General features: G+C 53.2%; 16 protein-coding genes. 7 read left to right on the forward strand and 9 right to left on the reverse strand.

All coding sequences use genetic code 11. The annotated features are described in order from the left end of the window. Positions 1–49: 49 nt before the first annotated feature. Positions 50–2,650: a type I restriction-modification system subunit M gene (locus TREBR_RS02070; RefSeq protein ID WP_013757576.1), complete on the reverse strand. Its 2,601-nt coding sequence runs from the start codon at positions 2,648–2,650 to the stop codon at positions 50–52. 293 nt (positions 2,651–2,943) lie between these two features. Next, positions 2,944–3,204 carry a tyrosine-type recombinase/integrase gene (locus TREBR_RS02075; protein ID WP_041610293.1) on the reverse strand — a complete coding sequence of 87 codons (261 nt, stop codon included), beginning with the start codon at positions 3,202–3,204 and terminating at the stop codon, positions 2,944–2,946. Positions 3,205–4,103: 899 nt separating this feature from the next. On the opposite strand from TREBR_RS02075, the gene TREBR_RS02080 reads away from it, so the two are divergent. Further along, on the forward strand, positions 4,104–5,597 hold the full coding sequence (locus TREBR_RS02080; protein WP_245523730.1) for an MATE family efflux transporter: 1,494 nt from the start codon (positions 4,104–4,106) through the stop codon (positions 5,595–5,597). Between the two features lie 43 nt (positions 5,598–5,640). Here the strand turns inward: TREBR_RS02080 and TREBR_RS02085 are convergent, their stop codons facing one another. The 6 genes from TREBR_RS02085 to TREBR_RS02110 form a co-directional block, all read right to left on the reverse strand. Next, the gene (locus TREBR_RS02085) at positions 5,641–7,821 is read right to left on the reverse strand and encodes a cation:proton antiporter domain-containing protein (protein ID WP_013757578.1); all 2,181 of its coding nucleotides are present in this window, start codon (positions 7,819–7,821) and stop codon (positions 5,641–5,643) included. Between the two features lie 115 nt (positions 7,822–7,936). Beyond that, positions 7,937–9,283 (reverse strand): MATE family efflux transporter, encoded by a 1,347-nt coding sequence (locus TREBR_RS02090; protein WP_013757579.1) that lies wholly within the window; start codon positions 9,281–9,283, stop codon positions 7,937–7,939. Between the two features lie 23 nt (positions 9,284–9,306). Further along, the gene (locus TREBR_RS02095; protein ID WP_013757580.1) at positions 9,307–10,668 is read right to left on the reverse strand and encodes a PFL family protein; all 1,362 of its coding nucleotides are present in this window, start codon (positions 10,666–10,668) and stop codon (positions 9,307–9,309) included. Positions 10,669–10,804: 136 nt separating this feature from the next. Beyond that, the gene (radA, locus tag TREBR_RS02100; protein WP_013757581.1) at positions 10,805–12,193 is read right to left on the reverse strand and encodes a DNA repair protein RadA; all 1,389 of its coding nucleotides are present in this window, start codon (positions 12,191–12,193) and stop codon (positions 10,805–10,807) included. A gap of 15 nt (positions 12,194–12,208) precedes the next feature. Continuing rightward, positions 12,209–12,589, reverse strand: a complete 381-nt coding sequence (locus TREBR_RS13445; protein ID WP_013757582.1) for a NusG domain II-containing protein — start codon at positions 12,587–12,589, stop codon at positions 12,209–12,211. After that, complete coding sequence (locus TREBR_RS02110) at positions 12,586–13,788, reverse strand: ROK family transcriptional regulator (protein WP_052296132.1); 1,203 nt, start codon at positions 13,786–13,788, stop codon at positions 12,586–12,588. The genes TREBR_RS13445 and TREBR_RS02110 overlap by 4 nt, the downstream gene beginning before the upstream one ends. Before the next feature lie 165 nt (positions 13,789–13,953). On the opposite strand from TREBR_RS02110, the gene TREBR_RS02115 reads away from it, so the two are divergent. The 6 genes from TREBR_RS02115 to pgmB all read left to right on the forward strand — a co-directional run bounded on the left by TREBR_RS02115 (position 13,954) and on the right by pgmB (position 22,655). After that, positions 13,954–14,967, forward strand: coding sequence for a LacI family DNA-binding transcriptional regulator (locus TREBR_RS02115; protein ID WP_013757584.1), 1,014 nt, complete (start codon positions 13,954–13,956; stop codon positions 14,965–14,967). A gap of 97 nt (positions 14,968–15,064) precedes the next feature. After that, entirely contained in the window at positions 15,065–16,372 is a 1,308-nt protein-coding gene (locus tag TREBR_RS02120; RefSeq protein WP_013757585.1) for an ABC transporter substrate-binding protein, read from the forward strand. 89 nt (positions 16,373–16,461) lie between these two features. After that, on the forward strand, positions 16,462–17,541 hold the full coding sequence (locus TREBR_RS02125) for a carbohydrate ABC transporter permease (protein ID WP_013757586.1): 1,080 nt from the start codon (positions 16,462–16,464) through the stop codon (positions 17,539–17,541). Then, the gene (locus TREBR_RS02130) at positions 17,541–18,449 is read left to right on the forward strand and encodes a carbohydrate ABC transporter permease (RefSeq protein WP_013757587.1); all 909 of its coding nucleotides are present in this window, start codon (positions 17,541–17,543) and stop codon (positions 18,447–18,449) included. Before TREBR_RS02125 ends, TREBR_RS02130 begins: the two co-directional genes overlap by 1 nt. Positions 18,450–18,456: 7 nt before the next feature. After that, positions 18,457–19,476 carry a carbohydrate kinase family protein gene (locus TREBR_RS02135; RefSeq protein ID WP_013757588.1) on the forward strand — a complete coding sequence of 340 codons (1,020 nt, stop codon included), beginning with the start codon at positions 18,457–18,459 and terminating at the stop codon, positions 19,474–19,476. Further along, a complete protein-coding gene (gene pgmB / locus TREBR_RS02140) occupies positions 19,473–22,655 on the forward strand; it encodes a beta-phosphoglucomutase (protein WP_013757589.1) in 3,183 nt (1,060 codons plus the stop codon). The genes TREBR_RS02135 and pgmB overlap by 4 nt, the downstream gene beginning before the upstream one ends. A gap of 209 nt (positions 22,656–22,864) precedes the next feature. Here pgmB and TREBR_RS02145 read toward each other — a convergent pair whose 3' ends face one another. Beyond that, positions 22,865–23,719: a carbohydrate ABC transporter permease gene (locus tag TREBR_RS02145; protein WP_013757590.1), complete on the reverse strand. Its 855-nt coding sequence runs from the start codon at positions 23,717–23,719 to the stop codon at positions 22,865–22,867. Between the last annotated feature and the right edge of the window lies 1 nt (position 23,720).

The raw sequence follows: 23,720 nt of genomic DNA on the forward strand, positions 1-23,720 counted from the left end.
TCCTGCTTTTCTATAGCTATATATACCTGTTTTATATACATATTCATGTTTATTTCCCTGACAAAAGCGTCTGCAGTTCCAAAATAGCCTTCATGTCGTACTCGTTGCCATTCAAATCACTGAGCAAGTTTGACAAATTCTTTTCGCTTTCTGTAATTTCATTTTCAAGGCTTAACAATGTATCGCTGTATTTTGTTGCAAGGTTTTCTATCTGTTCAGAAAAATCATGAATCAATACAGACGGCATATTGTACAAAGCGGTTATCAGCGGTGTAATCCATTTTAATTCAAGTAATTTCTTTTGTTCTTCTTTAGACAAGCCTTCAATTGTTTCCTTAGTTTTTATATGCAATGCGTTTTCTTCATTTTTAATAGCATCTTTTAATGGCTTTTGTGATTTTATGATTTCATCAGCCTTCAAAAGTTTTGCCTCAAAGGTGTCGTCGTTTCCTGTATAAACTGGCAAAGGCTGCTTTTCTTTTTTGCAGTCGTCCTTTATTTCTTTTATTGCAGAAGCTAGTTCTTTTGTTACAAAGGCATCGTTTGTTTCATTTAAGATGCTGCCTTCCTTTTCTTCTTCTGTAAAACTTTCAATTATTTGATTTAGTTCTTCTTCTGTTTGAGAAAGCTGTTCTTTTTTTTGTTCAATTGAATTTAATTCTGTTTGCAGCAGTGTTTTCTGCACCAGTTCAAATGGCAGAATATGACCGACCCAGCCTTCCTGCACTTCTTCTATCAGACCTTTTTTCTTCTTTTCAACCATGTGCGGGTCAACTTGCGTTATTGCCGCATCTCCTTCTGTCTGAATTATTTCAATATCGTCGGTAATCTTATTCCAGCCATCATCTAAAATCTGGAACGCCTGATATTTATCGAGCAGCTCCATATCAGTAAACCGGGCAAATAAATCATCAGATAAAATGCTTTCTTCTTTATTAGTATTTATGGACTGAATATCGTCCAGCAGTTCTTTTTTGAGATAGTCAGTTATTGTGTTAAAATGAAAATCAAACAGTTTTTCAAACTTTTTAATATCAGCATGATTTGTTATGCACTCTTTAATGTCTTTTACTGCCAAAGCTGAATATGAATCATTCACTGGCGTAAACAATGCTTTTTTCAATGCGGAGAATTTTTCCCAGAAATTGTTTAGTTTTTCAATTTCATTGTTTGGAATTCCTCCGAATAGAGAAGAATATAAATCATAGCTTTCTGATGTATCTGATGAATCAACATACCGAGGTATGTTCAAATTGTATTCGTTTTGGCGGATTACTTCTTTTTTTACAAGCGAAGAGTAACCTGGAATTGAAAGGCGGCCATTTACGGTGTCAGTTATCCGCTTGATATCAGAAGAACGCAGCTTGTTGTTTTTTCCTTCTTTTATATACCCCTTGGAAGCGTCAACTATGAGAACATCGGAATCGGTTCTTTTTTGTCTCAGAACTATAATAACTGTTGGGATGCCTGTTCCAAAAAAAATATTTGCAGGCAATCCTATAATTGCCTGTATCTGGTCTTTTTCTATAAGCTTCTTGCGTATTTCGCCTTCTTCACCGCCACGGAACAAAACACCATGCGGAAGTACGATTGTCATAATTCCATCTGGTTTTACGTGATACAAATCATGAAGCAAAAAAGCGTAGTCAGCCTTTGATTTTGGAGCAAGTCCATAATTTGAATAACGCGGGTCATTTTCTTTATTTGTTGAATCCCACTTTTGTGAATAAGGCGGATTTGAAACTACTGCATCAACATACAACGGGTCGTATGTATGAACCGGATCGTTTTCATCAAAGTACGGCCAGTCGCTTTCCAAGGTGTCAGCATTTCTGGTAACGATATTATCAGGCAGAATATTTCGCATAATAAGATTCATTCTGGTAAGGTTGTATGTATTTTGCTTTAGTTCCTGTGCGTAATATTTTATGTTGTTTTTGTTATCGATATGTTTTGCAACACTGCGACCAATGTTTATTAAAAGAGAACCAGAGCCGCTTGTTGGGTCATAGATTTTTATTTCTTTTCTGTTTTTTAAATGGAACGCAATAACTTCAGACATTAAAAGGGAAACTTCATGTGGCGTGTAGAATTCACCGGCTTTTTTACCTGCATTCGCGGCAAACATGCTGATTAAATATTCATAGACAAAGCCCAATACGTCGTAATCCTGCTTTCCGTCCATTGGTATGTCATTTATTAAAGCGAGAAGTTTGCTGATTGCACTTGTTTGAGAGGCAGCTGTTTCTCCCAGTTTGCTCAAACCAGATTGCAATGTATTAAAGATACCGTCAAATACTTTTTTATGGGCAGGATTGATTAAACGGCTAAAAGCGGAAAGTGCATCACGTACATTTGAAACGTCAAAATCTTTCCCTTTAGTTATCCATGTGGAAAATAGATTTTCATACGCTATAAAATATCCAATATTGCTTTTTATGTAGGTAGCAGTTTCTGCATCATTTTCAGAAAACTTTTTAATATCGGCGTCAGTACAGCCATTTTTCTTTGCAAAACGCAACTCTGTTTCTGAAAGATATTTATAGAAGATAAAGCCAAGTATGTAATCTTTATATTCATTCGCTTCTATTTTAGACCGCATTTCATTTGCAGATTCCCAAATTTTTGTTGCCAGCTGCTGTTTGTTCATAGAATATTGCTCCAACGGTTTATCACATTATTATAACATTATTTATATGGATTTAACAGATACAGGTTCCTGCTTTTTCTGTCAAATATCACTCTTTTAAAATGTTTTCAAGTATACGCTTCTGCTGAATTATAATTCCATTTATTTCAAGGTGTTCACTTTAAAGAAAGAAATTTCTGGCTAACTTAATATTTGCAAGTTTTCTACGAAAACTCGGTAAGTTTGCGCAGCAAACGACATTTTCCATATTCCAAGAAATTCAATTGTATGTCTGTTTCTTAACCAATTTTTGATTATGTCAGCCGCTCGGTTTTCACTTTGTTTACTATTTCCCACGGATTGAATTCCAGCCGCTGCAGGAGTGCGTCGTGCAGTTTTTTTGAAATCGGTACAGGGCGATCTTCTCCGTTCTTCGTGGATTTTATGCCGATATAGTCATCCCAAGAGTGTGCAACAAGGATGTAATCCTCATGTATGTCCTCCACGCGTAGAGTCTGAATTTCCCCGGCGCGCATTCCTGTGTACATCGCAAGAATGTTCTCGAGCTGGTACATCTTGTTCTCCCATTTTGTCTCGAACAGTTTCGGGATAAGTTCCGCGGACTTTTTTTCTTTTCTGTAGGGGGATTTTTCGTAGTTCTAGAATTCAAGAAGATACGGAACGACAGGATTGCTCTCCAGTGTCGCCCTCACGATTCCCGATACAAGGTATTTCCGCTCAATCAGAATGTTCACGATTTTCTGAATGTCCGAGAAATCAAAGTTCATGATTTCAGTTGCCTGAGCCAGTTGATTTTCTCAAGGTCGGTCTTCGCCTTGTCGGGTTTGGCTGCGTTGATTTTTGCCGGGATATTGCCGTTTGCAAGCCACTGATACGCCACTTTCTGTGCGTCATCATAATTGGCAGTTCCCGTGCTCTTTTGGAACGTGAGGAGCCATCTTCAAGACGAAATTTCACGTAGTAATTGCCGCCATGGCGTTTTGTTGTTGAATAAAAAAGTCTGGCCATAGAAACCACCTGAAAATACAGCCTGAAAAGTTTTCATAAAAACCTTTCATAAATCTGCTATGTAGTTCCACGCTAAGCCTATTCAAGATAGATTTAGAAGTATCGTAGCTCCTTGTAACACAGAGGTTTGAAAATTAGCCGAGTGGCGCTCGGAACGGTAGTGGCACGCGAGGGCAGAACTCGAACCAACGGCCTCCGGGTTATGAATCTGCGGATCGCGCCTGCCGCAGGTTCATCTGTTCCCGTATCAGGTACTGAAACCGTACGTGTAGCGTTGAATATTACGTGTCAAGTAATAAAGCCTCGTGTCAGACGAGGAATCTGCGTGTCAGACGAGGAATCTGCGTGTCAGACGAGAAATCAGTGTGTCAGACGAGGAATCTGTATGTCAGACGAGGAATCTGCATGTCAGACGAGAAATCAGTGTGTCAGACGAGGAATCTGTGTGTCAGACGAGGAATCTGTGTGTCAGACGAGGAATCTGTGTGTCAGACGATGCTGCCGGCTGTATGCGGGTTTGTGGAAAATACGGGTTCTTGCACAAACGGCGGAATTGTTTCAGAATATCGGAATGAACCGTTTTGAAGCGGATACCGCCGGGTTTTCCGCAATGCTTGAAACGCCGGTACCCCGGCTTGTCTCCCGGCTGGCCGTCCCGACCATTATCAGTATGCTGGTATCCGCGTTATACAATACGGCGGATACTTTTTTCGTCTCGCAGCTCGGAACGAGTGCAAGCGGAGCGGTCGGAATCGTTTTTTCGCTGATGGCGGTTATTCAGGCCGTCGGATTTACGCTCGGTATGGGGGCGGGCAGTCTGGTTTCGCGGAATCTCGGCGCGCGGCAGCCGGACGCCGCCGACGGCATCGCTTCGACCGCGTTTTTTTCCGCACTGTTGGGCGGTCTGATCATCACGGCAGGCGGTATGCTGTTTCTTGATCCGCTGATGCATCTGTTGGGGGCGACTCCGACGATCCTGCCGTATGCCCGCGACTACGGCCGCTATATCCTGTTCGGTGCACCGCTGATGTGTGCGTCGTTCGTGCTGAACAATGTACTGCGGTCACAGGGAAAAGCCGCGCTTTCCCTGATCGGCCTTGCATCGGGCGGTATCCTGAACATCATACTTGATCCGATGTTCATTTTCGGTTTGGAGATGGGCATATCGGGTGCCGCTGTCGCGACGCTGATCAGTCAGTGTGTCAGTTTTTCCCTGCTGCTGAGCATGTTTGCGCGGCGCAAAAGTACTGCGCGGATCAAATTACGGTTTGCATTCGTCCGATTCGGCCGGAATGCGGTGCAGATTGTTAAAAACGGTTTGCCGTCTTTATGTCGGCAAGGACTTGCGGCTCTCGCGGCTGTCGCTCTGAACGTTCAAGCCGGCCGGTACGGCGACGCAGCCGTTGCGGGAATGTCCGTAACGGCTCGTGTTTTTATGTTCGTCGCATCCGTTATGATCGGATTAGGGCAGGGATTTCAGCCGGTGGCGGGATTCAATTACGGCGCCGGCCGGTATGACAGGGTCAAAGCTGCGTTTTGGTTTATCGTGCGTACCGGCTGCGTGCTTATGGGGTGCGCGTCGGTAATCCTGTTTATTGCCGCTCCGCACGTCGTCCGCGTTTTCAGAAACGATCCCGCAGTCGTTGCGGTCGGAAGTGCCGCTATCCGCTGGCAAAGTGTGGCGCTGATACTTCAACCGCTCATCGTCGGTTCAAATATGCTGCTGCAATCGACCGGACAGTCCCGGCAGGCGACGTTCCTTTCAAGTTGCCGGCAGGGTATCTTTTTTCTGCCGCTTATCGTGCTGCTGCCGTACGCCGGCGGTTTGGCGGGAATAGAAATAACGCAGACGGTTTCGGATTTGCTGACCGCCGCCGTTTGCGTTCCGTTTCTGATTCGTTTTTTCCGCAGGCTGAACGCCGCACCGATCGCGCGTTAGCCGATGAAGCCCGCGCGCGACGGTGAATCGAAGCGGTTCCAGATCAGCAGATCGCGGCTGAAATCAATTTGACTACTTCTTCCGCCGTTTGTGCGTTGATGATGCGTTCGCACACTTGCCCGTTGCGGATGACGCCCGCGATCGAAGCGAGAAACTGCAGATGCGGCGCCGCCGTGTGTTTGGGAGAAACCACCATAACGAACAGTTTCGACGGGTTGCCGTCGAGCGAGCCGAATTCGATGCCTTCTTTTTTAATGCCGATCGCGACGCACAGGGACTGCACGCCGTCGGTTTTGGCGTGCGGCATGGCGATTCCGTTCTGCATACCGGTGCTCATGGTGCTTTCACGGGAAGTTACGTCGTGCAGAACCGTTTCCCAATCGGTTACCTTTCCCGAATTGGCGAGCAGCGCCACCATTTCCTGCAATATCTGATCTTTCGTGGTTCCTTTCAGGTTTACGGAAACCGTATGAGGCGTTATCAGCTTGAACAGATGCGGATCGGCTTTTATTTCGCCTTCAATCGTGTTCCGTTTGAATTCAAGCGGATCGCACGCGGCTTTCAGATCCTGAATGGATTCGCTTAACTTCAAAACGACTTCGTACATCGACGTGCGTACGAAGCCCGCCGTATTCGCCGTCGTTTCTATTTTGACGAACTGTTCTTCTTCTATAATGGAAAGCGACATGCTGCCTTTGCGTGCCTGTGAAAGCCCGTCGTCGATATTCATCATTTGGACGTAAAAACCTTCCGCTTTCAAGTCCTTTATCAGCGTGTCCACGACCAAATCTGCAATTTCGTCGGTACCGAAGTCCCACGACATCGTTTCCGAATCGCTCGCAGCCGATTCGCGTCTGGTACCGCGGCCGGGCATTTTAAGTGAAAAGTTCAGAATCGGCGGGGCAACGAGTGTCGTAACGAGCGTCATCATGATGACGACGCCGAACAGCCGTTCGTCGAGAATGCCCGCCGTCATACCGATGCCGGCTATGATAAGCGCGACTTCACCGCGCGGAATCATTCCCGCACCGATTCGGAACGCCCCTTTCAGGTTGAAGCCGAGCACGAGCGTCGGCAGTCCGCAGCCGAGGACTTTCGCAAGAACGGCGCCGGCGGTGTACACCAGCCCGAATATCAGCACCGGGGCGGAAGCCAATTCGCCGACGTTGACCATCATACCCATGACGGCAAAAAATATCGGTACGAAAAACTCGTACAAGCCGTGGATGCGCTCCTGAATGACGGCGGCGATGTCCGTTCCCGACAGGGACAGTCCCGTAACGTACGCGCCGATGATCATCGCGAGTCCCTGTTTTTCAAATACGCCGGCAAGCAGCAAGCCGATTCCGAGCGCGCAGATCGAAAAATCATACGAATGCTTGAAGAATTTAAGGAATCCCGCGATTTTTTTTGAAAAAATGAGACCGAGCGCCGTAAAACCGAGCCAAATGCCGAACGCGCGCGCGGCTATCAGACCTATTTTGACTCCGCTGACTGAACCGCCGGAACCGGTCATAACGGCGACGATGCCGAGCACGACGGCGAGCAGGATAATACCGAGTACGTCGTCGAAAACCGCCGCGGCGAGCGTGGTAACGCCTTCAGGCGAATCCATTTTTTTCTGATCGGAAAGGATTCGCGCCGTGATGCCGACGGACGTGGCCGTAGACATGATGCCCATGAACAGACAGCGCGGATCCATCAGCGAGGTATGCAGCATGAACGCGCCCACGCCCGCTCCGAAGCCGAACGAAAACACGACGCCGCCGATACCGACGATGCCGCCGGCAACCGAATACTTCAAAAACAGCGCGAAGTCCGTTTCAAGCCCGGAAGCGAACAGCAGGATAATGGAGGCTACGGTCGCAAAACTGTACAATTCGGGACTGACGGCGAGCGTCGCGGAATTGAGCGGGAACATGCCCTGCGGAAAACCGGGAAGCGCGATTCCGCCGAGTGCGTACGGCCCGATTGCCACGCCCGCGAGCAGTTCGCCGAGCACGCTCGGTATTCCGAGCTTTTTGACCAGCATACCGCCGAATCTGACTGCAAACAGGATAATTCCTATCTGCAGTACCAGATTTGCCATAACGGCCGTAATGTCTTCATCAGACGCGAACGCGGAACCCGTGGCGAATGCGAACAAGAGAACCGCCAAAATCAAATACCGGTACGCGAACGTTTTGCGCGCAAGGGTTTTCGGTTTAAATTTTTTTGTGTCCATAATTTCCCTCAAGTTTTGATAAGTATGTCATATTTTGAGCAGCGGCTCAATCTTTCGTATAAATATTAACCGTTTTTTAACGGAAATCTCATATTTTCAGTGTAACGGATTTCTGTTACACCGTAACGTCGTGCAGCCATTTTTTCGATTTTAACCGAACGAATCCCGCTGAGGATTTGAAAATTTCTTCCGATAAAATGCAGATGTAGACAGCCCACGGTTCGGCGTGCAGCACGAGCGCCGCAACGGCACCCAACGGCAAGGCAATCGTCCACATGAACAGAATGTCGCAGATTGCAGCGAATACGGTGTCTCCGCCGGAACGGCAAATTCCGACGATCATGCACATGTTGAAACTTTTGAACGGATACGTGCACATCATCACGAGCAGCATCCGCGCCGCCTGCATAATGATTTCCGGATCTACTTTAAAAAACAACGGCAGCGCCTTTGATAAGGGAATCAGCCATATGCCGATAAACACCGACATGATCGGCATGAAAACGGCGAATTTATTCGCGTACCGGTATGCTTCCGTCCGATCGCTCGCGCCGATTTTTTTGCCGATGATGATCGCCGCCGCGTTTCCGACGCCGATGAAGAACACCCAAGTCAGCTGTGAAATGGTGCCGGTGATATTGAACGCGGCTATGGCGTCGGTTCCCGCACGGGCAAAGATTGCATTCTGCACGGTAATGCCGAGCCCCCAAAACGTTTCGTTCAGGATAACGGGAAACGCTATTTTCACGTATTTTGCAACGAACGCCGTCCCGTACGAGAACAATTCTTTCGGCCGCGCCGCCGCTTCGTATTTTTTCCGGTAGGCGGTAACGAGCAGCACGGCGAGTTCCAATGCGCGCGAAATGACTGTCGCCGCGGCGGCTCCCACGACGCCCATCGCCGGAACGGGGCCGGCGCCGAAGATGAACACGTAATTCAGCAATCCGTTCGCTACGAGTGACGCGATCGTCGCAATCATGGGCAGTTTCACGTGTTCGGTGCTGCGGAAAGCCTGCGAATACACGAAACTGACCGCCATCATCGGATAACTGCACGCAACGACGCGCAGATACGCGCCGCCTGCTTTGACGACCGCGGGATCTTTCGAGTACAGTCCGATAAGGAATTCGGGAGCCGCAAGCGCCGCTGCGGTAAACAGCGCCGCAACTACGCTTGCAAAACTGAGCGCGATACCGAGCGTCCGCCTGATGCCGGCGACGTCTTTTTTGCCCCAATATTGCGCGATAAAGATGGCGCCGCCGGAGGAAATGCCGAACAGGATCATGTTCAGCATGAAAAATATCTGGTTGCCCAGTCCGACTGCGGCAATCTCGACCGCGCCCAATTGCCCGACCATAATCGTATCGAGCATATTGATAAAAGACTGCATCAGATTCTGCAGGATAATGGGAACGGCTATGACGACGAGCGTCCGGTAAAAGGTTTTGTCAATTCTGAACATAATGCAAACGGAAAAACGCGCCGTCAGTTTCTGAAACTGTGGATAGGTGCCGGTATGCGCCCGCCGCGTTTGATGAATTGTTCGCAGGAGAACGTGCTGACCGGCAGAATCGGCGCGCCGCCGAGCAGTCCGCCGAATTCGGCCCAGTCGCCGACTCCTTTACCGGGAACCGGAATGAGGCGGACGGCCGTCGTTTTGTTGTTCACCATACCGATCGCCATTTCGTCGGCGATGATTCCGCTGATGGTCGATTCGCTCGTATCGCCGGGAATGGCGATCATGTCGAGTCCGACGGAACAGACGCACGTCATGGCTTCCAGTTTTTCCAAATTGATGGAGCCGGCTTTTACCGCCGCAATCATGCCTTCGTCTTCCGAGACGGGAATGAACGCGCCGGACAATCCGCCTACGTTCGTGCTCGCCATAACACCGCCTTTTTTGACCATGTCGGTAAGCATGGCCAGCGCCGCAGTCGTTCCCGGTGCGCCGGCCGATTCAAGACCGAGTTCTTCGAGAATGCGCGCGACCGAGTCTCCGACGTACGGTGTGGGTGCGAGCGACAAGTCCAAAATGCCGAAATCCACGCCGAGCCGCTTCGCCGCTTCCGAGCCGACGAGCTGCCCCATACGGGTGATTTTGAACGCCATTTTTTTGATGCCGTCCGCAACTTCGTCCAACCGCTTGCCGCGGTACGCTTCGCACGCGGCTTTTATGACGCCGGGACCCGAAACGCCGACGGAAAGCACCGCGTCGCCTTCTCCCGGCCCGTGGAACGCGCCCGCCATAAACGGATTGTCTTCCGGCGCGTTGCAGAATACGACCAGTTTTGCGCATCCCAATCCGTCCGTGTCTTTGGTGCGGGCGGCGGTTGCCTTGACGATCCTGCCCATGTCGCGTACGGCGTCCATATTGATGCCGTTTTTCGTCGTACCCAGATTTATGGAAGCGCAGACGCGATCGGTTACGGTAAGCGCTTCGGGAATCGACTCAAGCAGCGTCCGGTCGCCGGGCGTGATTCCTTTCTGTACCAAAGCGGAAAATCCGCCGATGAAATCGACTTCAAGTTCTTTTGCGAGCGCGTCGAGCGTAACCGCCCATTCAACGTACGAATCTTCGCCGCTGGGTTCGGCCACGAGTGAAATCGGCGTTACGGCTATGCGTTTGTTGATGATGGGAACGCCGAATTCGTTTTCTATGCAGCGCCCGGTTTTCACCAGTTTTCCCGCGTAGCGCAGTATTTTTTCGCGGATACGGCGGCGGCTTTCACTGCCGCTTTCACAGGCGCAATCACGCAGCGAGATTCCCATGGTAATCGCGCGTACGTCAAGTTTGTACTGCATGAACATATTGACTGTTTCTTGAACTTCGACCGGTGAAAACATCATAGCAAACGACCTCACAATTCCGTACGATTGTACCTGAAAACGCAGACATATGCAATGACTGCGGAATATGCAGGAGCCGCGCGGTGCGGGTGAACCGGCGCGTTCGCCGACAGTGCGGCGTTGCAGCCGCGCGGTGCTACCGGGTTTTTGCTTCCTTGCCGAACAGCGTTTTGACGAGCGATTTGACGTCCGGCACGTACGTGATGCCGCTTTCCTTTTCGGGAGCAAGAAACGATGCGAATCCCAGATTCTGTACGGTTTTCAGCCGCTGTCTGATCCGTTGTACCGGACGAATTTCGCCTGCGAGGCTGAGTTCTCCGGCGAGCGCCGTGTTTTCCGGAAGCGGTAAGTCCGTTCGCGCCGAATACAGCGCGGCGGCGAGCGCCGTGTCGATCGCGCTTTCGGTGAGCCGGACGCCGCCGGCGACGTTTATATACAGATCCTGATCGCTGAACCGCAGGCCGGCCCGTTTTTCCAGTACCGCGGCAACACGGCTGACGCGGGCGGAATCTATTTTATCCGAATAGACGCGCGTAACGGCGGCTTTAGCGGGAACGGTGAGCGCTTGAATTTCCACCAGAAAAACGCGGCTGCCCTCAAAAACCGGCACGTACGCCACGCCCGCCGGCAGCGTTCCCGTGCGGCGCGTGATGAACAGTGCCGACGGATCTTCCACCGGCGCGAGCCCCGTTTCGGTCATTGCAAAAATGCCCAGTTCGTCGACGGAACCGAATCGGTTTTTCTGGGCGCGCAGAAAACGCACCTGTTCGTCGTTCCGCTCGAACGAAATGACCGCGTCCACCATGTGTTCGAGCGATTTCGGACCGGCGATCATTCCTTCTTTCGTAACGTGCGCGGCGAGGAACAGAACGGCGTCGCGTTCTTTAATCCAGCCGATCAATTCGTTCGCACAGTATTTGAGCTGATTTACCGTTCCCGGCACGATGCCCGCTTCCGCGCCGTACACCGTTTGGATGGAGTCGACGACGACGAAGCCCGGATTCAAGTCGTTGAGCGCGTCTTCTATGTCTTCGAGCCGCGTGGTACACAATAAGTTGATGTTTCCGGCTTCAACGGTTTGAGTCAGTCCGAGCCGGTCCGCTCTGGATCTGATTTGCGAGGCCGATTCCTCACCCGAAACGTATACGATTTTTCCGGCCGCGCCGCTTTCGGCTATTTTTGCGGCGGTCTGGAGCAGCAGCGTCGATTTGCCGATTCCCGGCTCGCCGCCGACGAGTATCGCCGAGCGTTTCATGGCGCCGCCGCCGAGTACGCAGTCGAATTCCGCGATGCCGGTCGAAATCCTGCTGCCTTCCATCGGATTCACCGACGCGAGCGGCACCGGTTTCGCTTTCAGTGCGAGCGCGGTTCCCGGCAGCGAAGACGCGCGGGCTGAGTCGTCGACGCGGTGTTCGACGAAACTGTTCCATTCGCCGCATTCGGGACAGCGCCCCAGCCATCTGGGCTGCGTAAATCCGCAGGACGAGCACGAGTATATTACGGAACCTGTTTTTTTCTTTGCCATACGTATCCGCCGGAATCAGAACGCGGTTATGTCGACGCCGCTGTCGTCGTTTTCCGCTTCTACGCGGATAAAAATCATGTTCGGCAGACACGCCGACCAGTCGCCGTTTTTGCCGACCGGCGGGGACGAAACGCACGTTTTATTCGCACACGGTGAATCTTCAAAAACCGCTTGTCCGCCGCAGATGTGAATGCGCGAAACGCCGATACTGCCTTTTACCTCTATCGTTTCGTCTTGTGTCAGCCGATACACGTATTCGCCGTCAGGAGAATCGATTATCAGCACCGGAGTTCCCGATTTGCCGTTTACCGCCGCAAATACCGAAAAGGCGCAGATTCCCGCCGCTGCCAGAATGCAGACCGTGTCGAACAGATGGAGCGTCCGATGCTTGTTCAAAAGCGCACCTTCGCCGTAGCCCGTTGTGCGTGCGCTGCGTCTACCGTTTCAAACACCGTATCCCAGTCGATCGGATTGGAACCTTCGCCGTGAAACGTAATATCGGGAACGGAAAACAGTTTTTTCAGATATCGGCACGCCGCTCCGCAGGCAACGTTGAAATCGTCCACCTGCGCGAATTCCATGGTGCAGCCGTTCTTTTCGAGCACCGCGGAGAACTGAGGTACGCACGTTTCTATGGTTGCGAGTACGAAATCCTTGTATTGAACGGGATAGCCGTGCAGATACAGCACGTCCGGAGCGAACGCGGTAATGATCGGCGTCATGGTCGCAAAAAAGTCGGTCAGCCACGCCTTGAACGCTTCCACGTCGGTAGTGATGTGATCGGTTATCTGCGCACTCAATCCGGTCTGACCTTCGCGTTCGGGCCGCCACGAAAGCGACACGAACTCGCCGGCGGTAAAGTTCCGCCCGTATCGGATCGCACCGTCGACGGAAAAGGCGAGTCCCGCACTCAAGCCGGCGCGGGTTTTGTCGTTTACCCGTTTTTCGTGATATTCGGCGATGACGGCGATAAAATCGCGGATATTTTCTTTTCGGTGCCGCACCGTGTCGAGCCAGGCGCAGCAGCGCGCGTCGTTTTCGGCAAAAACGGGGATTCCGTACCGTTCGCTGAATTTTTTGCTGAAATCCAAATTATGCAGCTCAAGCGGAACCGACTCGATAATCCGGCCTTTGTCCGGATCGATAATGCCGGGCATTCCCGTGCAGACTGCCAGAACCGGCACGTTCAGTTTTTGAATGTCGGGTTTAATTTCACTGACGATAGCGTCGAGCCGGTCGGTGAACGTGTCGCCTTCGGTTCGGCCTTTTTTGCGGTAGATAATTTCACTGTTGATGTCGACGGCAACCGCGTAATATTTATGCGGCTGGATTTCGATGCCGACGACGCAGCCGAATGCGGCGTTCAGCGTCAGAAAAACGGGCTTTCTGCCGCCCAGAACGGTCGAAACCCCGGATGCCGTTTCAATAACGACGTTTTTTTCCAACAGCAGATTTATGATGTTGGAAACGGTCGATCGATACAGATCCAACTGTCTTGAAATTTCAACGCGGCTTACGGTTGAATTCCGCCAAATTGTTTCTACTACGCGCGATATATTTGAATTACGCTGAAAACTGTTGTTGTTGATATGCACCTTACTATTATACTGCGTAAAATACGGTACTGTCAAATATATCCGGCGTGGAGAGAGTCGGATCGTCCGATTCGGGAAAAAAAATTGTTGACAGCGGACGATATCGGGTTTATACTTTTATCAGTTATGAAACTGCTTTCATGAAATTAATTTCAGGAGTTCCGCATGGCAGAACGATTACCGACGATTTACGATGTAGCCCGTACGGCGGGGGTGAGCCCCGCGACGGTTTCACGGGTACTGAACGAACCGTCACGGGTACAGAACGAGAAACGTGAAAAAGTTATGGATGCGATCGGCGAATTGCACTTCGTGCCGAAAGCCGACGCCGTTGCGAAAGCGCGTCGGCAATATAAAAAAATCGGCGTCATCGCTCCGTTTTTTACCGAGCCGTCTTTTATGCAGCGGCTGCGCGGCATCGCGTCCGTATTGTCCGGCAGGCATTACGAATTGGTTCTGTACGTGATAGAAAGTATTTCGGAACTCGAAGCCTATATCGACATGCTGGTGTCGAGCAGACGCGTCGACGGTCTTATCGTGCTGTGTCTGCAATTGGGGGACGCGTCTGTCGGCAAACTGGCGCGACTGGGGCTGCCGGTATGCTTTGTTGAATCGGACGTTTCCGGATTCGACTGCGTTATCGTGAAAAACGAGGCCGGCGGCCGTATGGCGGCCGAATATTTGTATTCCTGCGGATTCCGCCGGCCGGGTTTCGTCGGGGAAGTGTCGCTGCGGCCGTACGCGGTGCCGGCTACGGAGCTGCGGCTGAGCGGATACGAAGCCTTTTTTGCCGAACGGGGCATACCGTTGGACGAACGGTTCGTGTGCGTGAGCGAATTCGCCGGCGGAAAGCTCGACGCGGAAATACTGCGGATTTTGAAGCAAAAAGAACGCCCCGACTGCGTTTTCACGTCGAGCGACGTGATTGCAGCTCGCTTTCTCAAAGCGGCGGCTTCCGTGGGACTGTCGGTTCCTCAAGATATCGCCGTCGTGGGATTCGACGATCTTGAAATGGCGGAACTGATCGCGCTTTCGACGGTGAGCCAGTCGCTCGACGAATCCGGCAGACTGGCGGCGGAAATGGTGCTGGATCGGATAAAAGACGGCGCGCGCTCTCCCCGATGCGTGTTCATTCCGCTTTCGGTTAAGGAACGGGAAACGGCGAAGCGCGGCTCCTGACGCGGCGGCGTGTACCGTTGCGTCTGCGGCGCATTGCGATGCATTTTTCGGCGGCGGCGTACCGACGCTTCCGCCGGATTTTTATAGGAGGCTCGGAATGAGAAAGAGCGTAAAATTGGCGATTGCTGTTGCGGTAACGGCGTCGGTGGTTTTTGCGTCTGCGTTTGCAGGCGGAAAAATGGAAAACAGCTCCGCTGCGAAAAGCACCGGCGCGGATAAGACCATCCGCGTGTTCGGCGCCTTCCGCGGCGAAGAGGCGGCGCGATTTGATGAAATCATCAAAATTTTCAACGCAAAAACCGGCTACAACGTGGTGTACGAAGGCAGTCCGGAATTTGAAACGCAGATTTTGGTGCAGGCTGAAGCCGGAACCCCTCCCGACATCGCCGCGCTCCCGCAACCCGGTATGATGAAAAACTTTGCAAGCCGCGGTTTTATTAAACCACTTTCCGCGAATGTTGTCAGCAAAATCGACGAAAATTATGCGAAAGTATGGAAAGAATTGGGAACCGCCGACGACGGACGCGTGTACGGCGTGTTCCACCGGGTGAACGCAAAGAGTTTCGTGTGGTATCCCAAAAAAGCCTGGGAGGCGAAGGGGTATCGCGTTCCGCAGACTTGGGACGAATTGCTTTCGTTGCAGAAACGGATGATTGCGAACGGCGACACTCCCTGGTCGATCGGTTTCGAGTCGGGCGCTGCGACCGGCTGGGTCGGCACCGACTGGCTGGAAGACATCATGCTGCGCACTGCGGGGCCGGAAGTCTACGATAAATGGGTAAATCATGAAATTCCGTTCAACGATCCCGCCGTACGGACCGCGCTGCGGTATATGGGCGACATCATGCTGGACAGCCGCAACGTGTACGGCGGTACGACGTATATTTTGACGTCCAATTTCGGCGATTCGGTAAAGCCGCTGTTCGATACGCCGCCGAAAGCGTATATGAACCGTCAGGGCAATTTTATCACCGGCTTTATGCCGGAACGGGTGCAGGCGCAGCTTGAAGAAGAAGTCGGCGTGTTCGCGTTCCCGGCGATAAATCCCGAATGGGGAACGCCCGTGCTCGGCGGGGGAGATCAGTTCGTCGCGTTCAACGATCGTCCCGAAGTGCAGGAATTTCTTGCGTTTTTGACTACGTGGGAATCGTGCGCTCCGTGGGCCAAAATCGGCGGCGCCCTGTTTCCGCATAAAACGCAGAACTTCGACGATTACGGAAACGCGATCGAACGCGATATCGCCAAAATTCTGGTTAACGCTTCGGTGTTCCGCTTCGACGGTTCGGATCTGATGCCGGCCGAAGTAGGTGCCGGAACGTTTTGGACCGGTATGGTCGATTTTATAAGCGGACGGAAAGCGGAAACCGTTTTGTCCGATATCGAAAAGAGCTGGCCTGAAAACTAGCTGAGCGCTGAGCGGCGCGGCTGTCCGATGCGCGGCGAATACCGTGCCGGGCAGCCGAGCCGCCGTTCGGCATTCGCCCGGAGATTAACATGATTGTATCTTTACACCGGCGGGAACCCGCCCGGTTTTTCAAAGTTGCAGCCGTTTTGCCGATTACGGTTTTTATTGCGGCCGGAGGTTTTCTGTTTCTGCGCGCCGGGATGCTGCCGCAAGTGCCGACGACGATTTTCGCCGTCGTGTGGGGCACGTCGAGTGTGCTGCTCGTTTTTTATTCGCTGAATTTACTGACGCAGCTGCTGAGCGTGAAGGCGTACAACGCCGTCGTTCCGTTCGTTTTTATCGGTCCCGCAGTGCTGATAATGAGCTGGTATCTGCTGATACCGACGCTGCGGACGTTTTACTTGAGTTTTATGGATAAATCGTCAACCGGTTTCGCCGGATTATCCAATTATGTCTACGTTTTTACCGACGCGACGATGCTGAGCGCGCTGCGGAACACGGTGCTGTGGCTGGTGTGCGGAACGTTTTTCAGCGTGCTGCTCGGACTGTCCGCCGCGATTTTGGCCGATCGGTCGGCAATTGAAAAGCTCGGAAAAACGCTCGTTTTTTTGCCGATGGCAATATCTCTCGTGGGCGCCGGCGTTATCTGGAAATTCATATACGCGTACCGCCCCGCGGCAGACGAACAGATCGGTCTGCTGAACGCGCTGGTCGTCTTTTTTGGCGGCGAACCGCGGAACTGGCTGGGCACGGCGCCGGCGAACAATGCGTTTCTGATCGCGATTTTCGTGTGGCTGCAGACGGGCTTCGCGCTCGTCGTATTATCGGCGGCGCTCAAAGCCGTTCCCGTTGATATGATTGAAGCCGCCCGCATTGACGGTGCCGGTGAATGGAGCGTTTTGACTCGTATCGTCGTTCCGTCAATTGCCGGCAGCATCGTAACCGTGGCTACGACGATACTGCTCGCCGCGCTCAAATGCTTCGACATCGTTTTTTCCATGACGAACGGTTTGTACGGAACGGAAGTTCTCGCCAGTCAGCAGTACAAGCAGATGTTCAAGTTTCTCCATTACGGGCGCGGCTCCGCGATTGCCGTTCTGATTTTGATCGCAGTCAGTCCGGTGATTTGGTACAATCTGAAAGAATTCGGCAAGCGGGAGGTGTTCTGATGACGGTAAAAGCGAATCGCGGCAATCTGCCGAAAAAGATGATAACGGCGGTTTTGCTGCTGCTCTGCGCGGTATGGACGGTTCCGACACTCGGCGTTATGGTAACGTCGTTCCGTACGAAGGACGCGGCGGCTTCAGGCGGTTGGTGGCAGGCGTTCAAAACACCGCGTGAGTTTACGCTCGACAATTACGCGCAAGTTCTCGGCGGCCAGCGCTATACCGTCGCCGACGCACAGGGAAACCGAATCACCGCGCGCGGCGCGACGATGGCGAGCGCGTTTCTTTCAAGTCTCACCGTTACGCTGCCGTCCGTAATCATTCCGATTTTCATTGCAGCCGCCGCGGCGTACGGGTTCGCCTGGCTCGATTTTCCCGGACGGAAGGTGCTGTTCGCGATGATTATCGCACTGCTCGTGGTTCCGCTACAGATTTCGCTGATTCCGGTTCTTCGGGATTATCAGAAAATCGGTTTGAACGGAACGTATTTGGGGATTTGGCTGGCTCACACCGGATTCGGACTGCCGCTGGCGACGTACATGATGTTCAATTACGTTTCCACGCTGCCGCGCAGTATTTTGGAATCCGCGTTTATGGACGGAGCGAATCATTTTACGTGTTTTTTCAGACTGATTTTGCCGCTGTGCGTACCGGCGCTCGCCTCGTTCGCCATATTCCAGTTTATCTGGGTCTGGAACGATTTGCTGGTTGCGCTGGTATTTTTGTCCGGTGCGGGTCAGTCCATGGAAGTAGCGACCGTCCGCCTTTTGAATATGGCGGGTACGCGCGGTTCAGAGTGGCATTTGCTGACTGCCGGCGCTTTCGTTTCGATGTTGTTGCCGCTTTGCGTCTTTTTGGCGTTACAGCGGTATTTCGTGCGCGGACTTTTGTCCGGCTCGGTAAAAGGGTAAGGCAAATATGATAAAACGAAAAGAATTTCCGTTCGATATAACGGCGGTGGGTGAGATTCTGATCGATTTTACGGAATCGGGCGTCAGTGCCGGAGGAAATCCGTTGTATGAAGCGAACGCCGGCGGTGCACCGGCGAACGTAGCCGCTGCGGCGGCAAAATTGGGCAGTAAAACGGCGTTCATCGGAGCGACGGGCACCGACCGGTTCGGCGTTTTGCTGCGCCGGGCGCTTGAAGCGTGCGGAACCGATACGTCCGGTATGCAGTCTGCGGCGCACCGTCATACGACGCTTGCGTTCGTTTCTCTCGGCGAAGGAGGGGAGCGGCAGTTTTCGTTTTGCCGGAATCCCGGTGCGGATACGGCGTTTTCACTCGATGGTCCGGCGGCGGCGCTGGTAAGCGGATCGCGGTTTTTGCACGTGGGATCGCTGTCGCTGACCGAAGAGCCTGCGCGGAGTTCGACTTTTACGGCGGTTACCGAGGCTAAACGGAGCGGCGGTTTCGTTTCGTACGATCCGAACTGGCGGGAAGCGCTTTGGCCGTCTTTGCAGGCGGGACTTGAGGCGATGCGTTCGCTGCTTCCGTATGCGGACGTGGTGAAAGTGTCCGAATCAGAGCTGACGCTGCTGACCGGAGCCGCGCCCGATCCGGCCGGTTTGTCGCGCGGTGCGGCCGCGTTGCTTGAACACGGCGCGCGGCTGGTGTGCGTAACGCTCGGCGCGCGCGGCGCTTTCTATAAAACGGCGGCGTGGGAAGGGCTGATTCCGGTACCGCCGTATCCGGTTCCCGTCGTCGATACGACCGGCGCCGGCGATGCGTTTACGGGCGCGCTGCTGCACCGACTGGCGGCCCGGCTGCGGAACCGGTGCGACGACGGCTGTTTTCTGCCGGAAACGGCGGCGGAATTGGAGGCGGATCTGGCGTTTGCGAACGCCGCCGCGTCGCTTTGCGTAACGAAGCGGGGCGCCATACCGGCTGCACCCGACGGAGCTGCGGTCAGCCGTTTTCTCGGGACGGGCGCGGTATGACTGATACGATGAAACTGGTTCGCCGCGGTTATTCGGCGGCGGACGCCGCGCGGTCTGAAACGCTTTTTACCGTTGCGAACGGAACGTTCGGTTTGCGCGGCGATTACGAAGAGCGCGCCGGGTGCTTTCACAAAGGCACGTATATCAACGGTTTTTTTGACAGCGAACCTATCGTATACGGAGAAAGCGCGTTCGGTTATGCAAAAGAACATCAGACGCTGCTGAACGTACCTGACCCCAAAAACGTCGAATTGACGGTCAACGGGCATCCGTTTTCGCTCGATTCGGGGACGGTCGCGTCGTTTTCTCAGACGCTCGATTTCCGATCGGGACTGATGACCCGGCTCGTCGATTGGATTGCGCCGGACGGTACGTGCGTCCGAATACGGTCCGAACGGCTCGTTCCGTTTACGCGCTCCACGTGCGCCGCAATCCGGTACGACGTAACGGTAACCGGACATGCCGGTGATTCCGGTCATGCCGATGATTCCGGTCAGACCGGCGACCGACAGCCGGTGACCGTGCGCATAGAAAGTGCCGTCGATGCGTCCGTTCGGAATCTGAGCGCCGAAGACGATCCTCGCGTCGGGGCGAAATTCTCTTCCGCACCGCTGCTGATCGACCGCCTGAGTGCGGTTCCCGCCGAGACGGACGGTTTCGACGTCGTTTCGTTCGGCGCTCATACGCGGAACAGCGGTTTGCTGCTCGCGGGTACGGTTTTGAGCCGGTATTCGGTGTTTGAAGCGGGGGGCGCACATACTGCGGATGCTGTCGACGTCTGCGATGCTACCGAAGTTGCGGCGGAGGCCGAATTTACGGATTCCGGCGAATGCAGCGTTTGCGGCGGCAGAGGCTGCATTGCGCGGACGTTTTCATTAGCTGCAGGACAGAGCGTCCGCCTTGAAAAATTCATTTCGTACGATACGGCGCGGCGTTCCGATTCGGCTTCAAACAAGAAACAGAGCGGGAGCCGGAACGGAGAGCCGCAGGACGGGACGCAAACCGGGGAACAGGACGCTCCGCTCGCGGCGTTCGCCATGGTTCACGCGTCGGAGGCGGCTTCCGCGGGATTTCCGGCGCTGTGCCGGGAACAACGCGCGTATTTGGACGACTTTTGGCGGACTGCGGCGGTTTCCATCGGCGCGGACTCCGAAAGCGAACGCGCCGTCCGGTTCAGTCTGTTCCATTTGTTGCAGTCGGCGGGCAAAGACGGCCGAACGAGTATCGCCGCCAAGGGGCTGACGGCCGAAGGCTACGAAGGGCATTTTTTTTGGGACAGTGAAGCGTACGTGTGTCCGGTGTTTACGTATCTGAAACCGTCCGTCGCCGCTTCGCTGCTTCGATTCCGCATCGGAACGCTTCCCGCCGCCCGCGAACGTGCCGCGCAAATGAACGCCGCCGGCGCGCTGTTTCCGTGGCGGACGATCGACGGAGCGGAAACGAGCGCGTATTTTCCCGCGGGGACTGCGCAGTATCACATAAACGCCGATATTATGTTCGCGCTCAACCGTCTGCTGACGGCCGTTCCCGGCGGCGCGGGGATTCCGGAGCGGGACACTGCCGAACTTGCGGCGGAGACGGCGCGCATGTGGATGAGCCTCGGCTCGTATATACCGGAAAAAGGCGGCCGTTTTTGCATCAACGAAGTAACCGGTCCCGACGAGTACACCGCCTGCGTCAACAACAACGCGTATACCAATCTGATGGCGCGTGAAAACCTTCGGATCAGCGCCGCTTTGTGCGCGCACGCCGGATCGGGCGTTTCCGAGGCGGAACGGGAATCCTGGCTGCGAGCGGCGGACTCGATGTACGTTCCTTACGATGCCGCTTCCGGCGTGTATCCGCAGGACGATTCGTTTATGGAAAAAGCGCCGTGGGATTTTGCCGGAACACCGCCGGATCACTATCCGCTGCTGCTGCATTATCATCCGCTGGTAATTTACCGGTACCGCGTTCTTAAACAACCCGATTTGGTACTCGCACAGTTTTTGCTGCCGGATCAGTTCAGCCTTGCGGAAAAAATCCGTAACTTCCGTTTTTACGAACCGTATACGACCGGCGACTCGTCCCTTTCTCATTGCATCCAGAGTATCATGGCGTGTGAAATCGGCGACGGCGACAAAGCCGAACGGTATTTCCGCCGCACAGTCGCAATGGATATCGCCGACGAACACGGCAATACCCGCGACGGTATTCACACCGCGTGCATGGCCGGAAGCTGGATGGCGTTGGTGTACGGATTCGCCGGATTCCGCGACTACGGCGGTAAATGGCGGTTCGCTCCGCAGCTGCCGCGTTCCTGGACGTCGCTGTCGTTTTCACTCCTGCTGCGCGGACAGCGGTTAACCGTCGAAATCCTGCCCGATTCGGTTACGTATTCGCTCGGTTCGCCGGATGCGGCTGAACGGCCGCCCGAATCCGCGTCTTCTTTCATACCGGCGCTTTCGTTTTTTCACCGGAACCGCGCCGTTACGCTGCGCTGCGGAGAATCGCGTTCGTTTTCGCTCCGATCGGAATTGAAAGCGGTTTTGTGCGATCTCGACGGCGTTATCACTGACACCGCCGAACTTCATTATCAGGCGTGGCAGAAAATTGCGAATCGGTACGGACTGCACTTCGATCGCGCCGTGAATGAAAAACTGCGCGGCGTTTCGCGTGAAGCGTCTCTTGAACTGATTCTTGCGCACAACCGGCGGATTTCGGTTTCTTCCGGCGGCGAGGAGTGGACTCCGGAGCGAATAAAGCGCGCCGCCGCGGAAAAAAACGGCGTATATGTGTCTTTGCTTGAAAATCTGGGCCCCGCCGACATTCTGCCGGGAATAGCGCCGCTGTTCACCGAACTGCGCGAGCGCGGAATAAAAATCATCCTTGCGTCGGCGAGTGCCAACGCACCGGAAGTATGCCGGCGGCTCGGCATCACGGAACGCTTCGACGCAATTGTGGATCCGGCGAGCGTTAAAATGATGAAACCCGAACCGGATATTTTTTTGGCGGCGGCCGCACTCGCCGGCGTTTGGCACACAGACTGCGTCGGCATTGAAGACGCTCAAGCGGGTATCGACGCGCTGAACGCGGCCGGAATCAAATCAGTGGGAATCGGCGCGGCGTTGCGCGGTGCCGATCTCACCGTATGCGATACGTCGCTGCTTGAGTACCGGCGGCTTGCCGAACTGTTCTGATTCCTTCGGATATTCCTTCGGAACGGAGCCTGCGCGCCCGGAAACGCTTTTTACCGCTTGTGAACGGAACGTCCGGTTTACGCGGCGATTACGAAGAACGCGCCCGCCGCGCCGCCGATAAAAAAAGGGCCGAATATCTTGAACGGTTTATCCTTTCAAGATATTCAGCCCTCTCCCTTTTTATGGAAGGATTTGAACGTGCGTGCCGTTTAGCCTTTTACCGCTCCGGCCGCAACACCTTTGGTGATTTGTTTTCTGAATGTCAGATAGAATACGAGCATCGGAACCAGGCCGATGACGAGCGCGGCAAACTGCTTACCGTAGTCGGAAGCGAGCGCACCCGAAAATTTCTGGATACCGACCGGAAGCGATTTGATCGACTCGCTCGAAGCAAGCATGTTGATCAGCATAAATTCGTTCCAAGTTCCGGTACTGGATAAAATGGCGAGCGTTACGCCTACCGGCATCGCCATCTGGATGATGATTTTCGCAAAAATCGTCATGTACGTGGCACCGTCGATGCGGGCAGATTCGATAAGCGACATCGGTATGCTTTTAATATAATCCGTCGCAAGATAAATCCCCATCGGCATTCCGACACCGATGTAGCAAACCAGTACGCTTATGCGCGTATCGTACAGGCCGACCATGCTGACCATCAGGAAAATCGGTACCATGATACACTGGAGCGTGAGCAGAATTCCGATGATAAAGCTGCCGTGAAGGGGTTTCGTCGCTTTATTCGGAATCTTTGCGAACGCGAATCCCGCCATAAATGAAAAAATGACGATTGCAACCGTTGATACGGTCGTATAGAGCAAGCTGTTCAAAAACAACATACCGAAGTTACCCCGAACCCATGCGTCCGGATAGTTGCGCCACCACCATTGCTGCGGCAGTGCGAGCTTGCTGGTAAGCTGGAATTCCTGCGTCGTTTTAAAGGACGAAATGGCAAGCCAGACGAGCGGATATATCGCCATTACGGTAAAAAACAGCATGACCAGATACGTTATGAATTTTGCAGTTTTCTGTCCTGCGCCTATTGATGTACGGACGTCCGCCATA

It is taken from the genome of Treponema brennaborense DSM 12168 (assembly GCF_000212415.1).
Taxonomy (GTDB): Bacteria; Spirochaetota; Spirochaetia; order Treponematales; family Treponemataceae; genus Treponema_F; species Treponema_F brennaborense.